This is a genomic window from Kitasatospora sp. NPDC007106 (genome assembly GCF_040634455.1).
Taxonomy (GTDB): Bacteria; Actinomycetota; Actinomycetes; order Streptomycetales; family Streptomycetaceae; genus Kitasatospora; species Kitasatospora arboriphila.
Window position 1 is genome coordinate 1 of the sequence record NZ_JBEYFP010000483.1, and the last position, 4,545, is coordinate 4,545.

General features: G+C 74.5%; 6 protein-coding genes. 2 read left to right on the top strand and 4 right to left on the bottom strand.

The features are described 5' to 3' along the window. Positions 1 to 76: 76 nt before the first annotated feature. Positions 77 to 895, bottom strand: coding sequence for a uracil-DNA glycosylase (locus tag ABZ641_RS26595; protein WP_359985602.1), 819 nt, complete (start codon positions 893 to 895; stop codon positions 77 to 79). Between the two features lie 109 nt (positions 896 to 1,004). On the opposite strand from ABZ641_RS26595, the gene ABZ641_RS26600 reads away from it, so the two are divergent. Both ABZ641_RS26600 and ABZ641_RS26605 read left to right on the top strand, forming a co-directional pair. Continuing rightward, the gene (locus tag ABZ641_RS26600) at positions 1,005 to 1,958 is read left to right on the top strand and encodes a slipin family protein (protein WP_359985605.1); all 954 of its coding nucleotides are present in this window, start codon (positions 1,005 to 1,007) and stop codon (positions 1,956 to 1,958) included. Positions 1,959 to 1,979: 21 nt separating this feature from the next. After that, a complete protein-coding gene (locus ABZ641_RS26605) occupies positions 1,980 to 2,414 on the top strand; it encodes a CBS domain-containing protein (protein WP_344628190.1) in 435 nt (144 codons plus the stop codon). Between the two features lie 125 nt (positions 2,415 to 2,539). Here ABZ641_RS26605 and ABZ641_RS26610 read toward each other — a convergent pair whose 3' ends face one another. From ABZ641_RS26610 to ABZ641_RS26620, 3 genes are all read right to left on the bottom strand, one after another. Next, a complete protein-coding gene (locus ABZ641_RS26610; RefSeq protein ID WP_359985608.1) occupies positions 2,540 to 3,427 on the bottom strand; it encodes an SGNH/GDSL hydrolase family protein in 888 nt (295 codons plus the stop codon). 89 nt (positions 3,428 to 3,516) lie between these two features. Then, positions 3,517 to 3,930 carry a PaaI family thioesterase gene (locus ABZ641_RS26615; protein WP_359985611.1) on the bottom strand — a complete coding sequence of 138 codons (414 nt, stop codon included), beginning with the start codon at positions 3,928 to 3,930 and terminating at the stop codon, positions 3,517 to 3,519. 63 nt (positions 3,931 to 3,993) lie between these two features. Next, a partial coding sequence (locus ABZ641_RS26620) for a (Fe-S)-binding protein (RefSeq protein ID WP_359985613.1) occupies positions 3,994 to 4,545 on the bottom strand: 552 nt, incomplete at its 5' end.

The window sequence follows — 4,545 nt, forward strand, 5'->3', positions numbered from 1 at the left end:
GTCTGGCGCAGGGCGGGCGAACCGGCGGCCTTCTGAGCGGCGCCGCACCAGGGGCGGCGCGGGCGTCCCGGAGGGGTCAGAGCAGGCCCGCCGTGCCGGCGGCCGCCGCGAGCAGGTCGCGGAGCATGGCCGGGGTGAGGCGGCCGGTGTAGGTGTTGCGCGGGCTCACGTGGTAGCAGCCGAAGAGCTCCAGCGGCGGCCCGCCGTCCACGGCCGGGAGGGTGGCGCGGGCGCCGTGCCCGAAGGCGGGCCGCGGGCGGGGGACCGTCCGGCCGGAGGCCGCGAGGGCGGGCAGGACGGCCTCCCAGGCGAACCCGCCGAGGGCGACCACCGCGCGGACGGTCGGCCGCAGGTACGCGAACTCGCGGGCGATCCACGGCCGGCAGGTGTCCCGCTCGTCCCGGGTCGGCCGGTTCTCCGGCGGGCAGCACCGCACCGGGTCGGTGATCCGCACCCCGAACAGCTCCATCCCGTCGTCCCGCCAGGTGGCGTGCGGCTGCGAGGCGAGGCCGAGTTCGTGCAGCGCGGCGTACAGCAGGTCGCCGGACGGGTCGCCGGTGAAGATCCGGCCGGTGCGGTTGGCGCCGTGCGCGGCCGGGGCGAGCCCGACGATCACCAGGGCCGCGTCGGCCGGCCCGAAGCCGGGGATCGGCCGGGCCCAGTACTCGTCCGCCAGGTAGGCGCGCCGCTTGGTGCGGGCCGCCTCCTCGCGCCAGGCGACCAGCCGCGGGCAGGCCCGGCAGTGGGTGACGATCCCGTCCAGCTCGGCGAGGCTGCGGGTGGCGGCGGCCGCGGCGGCCGGGTGGCCCGGGGCCCGCGGGTCCTCGGCCGCGGGGAGCGGGCGGGGCCGGTCGCGGTCCGGGCCGCGGGAAGGCGGCGGTGAGGGCGGCTCCATGCCGCAGATCGTAGGTGCTGCGGGCGGGCCGGGCCGCGGGATCCGGACGGCCCGTGGACATCGGAGTAGCGTGGAGAGCGGGGTCCCTGCGTGTGCCAGAGGTGACGCAATGATCATTCTCGACGCGATTCTGGGCGCGCTGATCGTCCTGGCCGTGTGGGCCGGGGTGAGCATCCGGGTGGTGCAGCAGTACCAGCGCGGTGTGGTGTTCCGGTTCGGCAAGGTGCGGGACGACATCCGGGACCCGGGCCTGGCCTGGCTGCTGCCGATCGCGGACCGGCTGAAGCGGGTGAACGTGCAGATCATCACGATGCCGATCCCCGCGCAGGAGGGCATCACCCGCGACAACGTGACGGTTCGGGTCGACGCCGTCGTCTACTTCCGGGTCATCGACCCGGTGAGGGCCACCGTCAACGTGCAGGACTACAACTTCGCGATCTCCCAGGTCGCCCAGACCTCGCTCCGGTCGATCATCGGCAAGAGCGAGCTCGACGACCTGCTGGCCAACCGCGAGCCGCTGAACCAGGGCCTGGAGCTGATGCTGGACAGCCCGGCGCTGGACTGGGGCATCGAGATCGACCGGGTGGAGATCAAGGACGTCGCCCTGCCGGAGTCGATGAAGCGCTCGATGTCGCGGCAGGCGGAGGCGGAACGGGAGCGCCGCGCGCGGATCATCACCGCGGACGGCGAGTTCCAGGCCTCGGCCCGGCTGTCCGAGGCGGCCGCGATCATGAGCAGCACCCCGGCCGCGCTCCAACTGCGGCTGCTGCAGACCGTGGTGGAGGTCGCGGCGGAGAAGAACTCCACCCTGGTGCTGCCCTTCCCGGTGGAGCTGCTCCGTTTCCTCGACAGCGTCACCGAGAAGCCCGCGCCGGCCCCCCAGTCGGCCCCCGCACCGGCCCCCGAGCCCGGCCCCGAGCAGCTGGAGCTGCCCGATCTCCCGGCGCTGGACGAGGTGTTGGCCCGTGACCCGCTGGAGGCGCCCGGTGGCGCGGTGAACGGCTCGCGGCCCGAGGTGGCGGGCCCGCGGGGCCGGGACCACGATGGAGGGACGGAGGTCTGAGGCACAGCGGGAGGCCTGACCATGACCACAGCCAGAGAGATCATGCACCCGGGCGCCGAGTGCGTCGGGGAGTTCGAGACGCTGGCCGACGCGGCCAGGATCATGAAGGACCGGGGTGTCGGGGCGCTGCCGATCTGCGGCGAGAACCAGAAACTGCTGGGCATCCTCACCGACCGGGACATCGTGCTGAAGTGCGTCGCCGAGGGACTCGACCCGACGAAGATCAAGGCGGTCGACCTCGCCGTCGGCCGGCCGATGGTGATCGAGGAGGACGAGGACGCCGAACAGGTCCTGCGGGTCATGGAACAGCACCTCGTCCGCCGCCTGCCGGTGATCAACCACCCCGACCACAAGCTGGTCGGCATGATCAGCGAGGCGGACATCGCCCGGCACATGCCGCAGGAGCGGGTCGCCGAGTTCGTCACCACCATCTGCGCCGAGGAATCGCCGCAGTAGCGGAACCAACGGAACCAACGGAACCAGGGGGTCCCGCGGGGGCACGGGGGCCGGCCGGACGGTGGGATGTGCCGCCCGGCCGGCCGCGCTCCCGCGGCCCGGAACAGGAACCGGAACCGGAACCGCTAGAGCTTCGCCAGGAAGGTGTCGGCGATCACCTGGTAGCCGGCGTCGTTGGCGTGGATGTCGCCGCGCGCCATGTTGGTCCACTGCATGATGCGGGCCACGTTCAGCGGCACCTGGGCGCCGTTGAACGGCACCGGGCGCAGCTCGTCGGTGTCGAAGGCCCGGGCGACGTCCGCGGTCGGCACCCCGTGCGCCGCGTCGGCGATGCCGATCGCGGCGTTCAGCGCGTGCGAGAGCGGCAGCGACATCGCGGCGGTCGCCCTGCCCTGCTCGCCGGTCAACCAGGCGGCCAGGAAGGGGTCGTAGAGGTTCATGCCGACGATCCGGGTGTGCGGTCCGGCCGCCGCCCGCAGCCGGCCGAGGATGTCGGACAGGCCACGGCCCGCGGTGGCGATGCCCTGCAGGGCGCACGGCAGGTCGATGGTGCCGCCGCTCGCGCAGCGGTTCACGTCGTTGGCGCCGATATCGATCGTCACCAGCACCCGGTCCTTGCGGTGCTCGCGCAGGAAGCGCTCGGCGGCGGCGAGTTGGGAGTCCGTCCAGGGGTGCGGCCAGGGGCAACCGCCGTTCGCCATGGTGCCGGTGGTCTCGCCCGGGCAGCCGAGGTCGGTGAAGTCGAACGGGCGGTGGCGGGCGGCGGCCCGCTCGCCCAGCACGCGGGCGATGTCCTGGGCGTAGCCGCGGCCGACCACCCGGCCGCCGTCCGGGGTGGTCTGGTAGCCGGCGGCGAGCGAATCGCCGAGGGCCAGGTACCAGCGCGGCACGTCGGCGGGGCCGGGACGGTGCTCGGCCGCGGCGGCCGGAGCCGCCGTCAGACCGAGTGCCGAGGCGGCGAACAGGGCTGCGGCGACGGCGAGTCTGACGCCTCCGGGCAGGGGTGTGCGCATCGGGCCTCCAGGGGTGGTGGGGGTCGCAGTGGGGTGCGGCCCGGTGAGGCTACTGCGCGGTAGGCCCGGTGAGTAGGGGTCGGACGTGATCAGCCGGGGAAGGCGTACACGGTGCTGGCGTGCGCGGCCGGTTCCTCCTCGCCCTCGGCCGTCATCACCACGTCCACGAAGGCGAGTCGGCGGCCCAGCTTGGTGATCCGGGCGGTCACCAGGACGTCCGCGCCGACCACCGCCCGCTGGAAGGTGGTCGACTGCTGGATCGTGGTCATCGGTCCGAAGCCGCCGCGGGCCGCGGAGACGGCGACCACGGTCGCCGTGTCGGCGGCCGCCATCAGGGCCTGGCCGCTCAGGCCGCCGCCCTCGCGGGCGAGTTCGTCCGACCAGGGCAGCCGGAGCACGGCGTGCCGGTCACCGGTCTCGGTGACGGAGAGCTCGAGTGCCTGCACCCAGGGCGCGAAGTGGTCGGCGAGGATGGTGTCCGCCTCGGCGGTGGTGATCGTCACCGTGCCATTGTGGCGGCGCCCCGCCGGCCGCGCCACGACCGTGCACCGGTGTTCCCGCCCCGGCTACTGCGCCTCGCGCAGCGCCCGCCGGACCAGCTCCGCCAGGTGGACGGCCCGCCGCCCGTCCGCGAGTTGGGCGATCTGGGTGCGGCAGCTCAGGCCGTCCGCGAGTACCACCGTGTCCGGGGCGGCCGCGCGCACCGCCGGCAGCAGCACCCGCTCCGCCGCCGCCACCGACACCTCCCAGTGGCCGCGCTCCATGCCGAAGTTGCCGGCCAGGCCGCAGCAGCCGGAGTCCAGCACCGCGTTGCGCACACCCATCCGCCGCTCCACGCTCCGGTCGGCCGCGGTGCCGAGGACGGCGTGCTGGTGGCAGTGCACCTGGGTGACCGCGTCCGTCTCCAGTCGGGGCAGCGCGACCCCGCTGTCGTCCAGGAATTCGGCGAACGTCCTTACCCGGGAGGGCAGTTCGCCGGCCTCCCGGCCGAGCAGCCGGGGCAGCTCCTCGCGCAGCGCCGCGGTGCAGCTCGGCTCCAGGCCGACCACCGGCAGCCCCGCCGGGACGGCCCGCAGGCTGCGCCGCATCACCCGCCGGGCGAGGCCGAGCTGGCCGGT

Bases quoted from the DNA above. Each gene is read 5' to 3' on its own strand.
- ABZ641_RS26595 (WP_359985602.1), bottom strand. From the start codon at position 895: ATGGAGCCGCCCTCACCGCCGCCTTCCCGCGGCCCGGACCGCGACCGG.
- ABZ641_RS26600 (WP_359985605.1), top strand. From the start codon at position 1,005: ATGATCATTCTCGACGCGATTCTGGGCGCGCTGATCGTCCTGGCCGTG.
- ABZ641_RS26605 (WP_344628190.1), top strand. From the start codon at position 1,980: ATGACCACAGCCAGAGAGATCATGCACCCGGGCGCCGAGTGCGTCGGG.
- ABZ641_RS26610 (WP_359985608.1), bottom strand. From the start codon at position 3,427: ATGCGCACACCCCTGCCCGGAGGCGTCAGACTCGCCGTCGCCGCAGCC.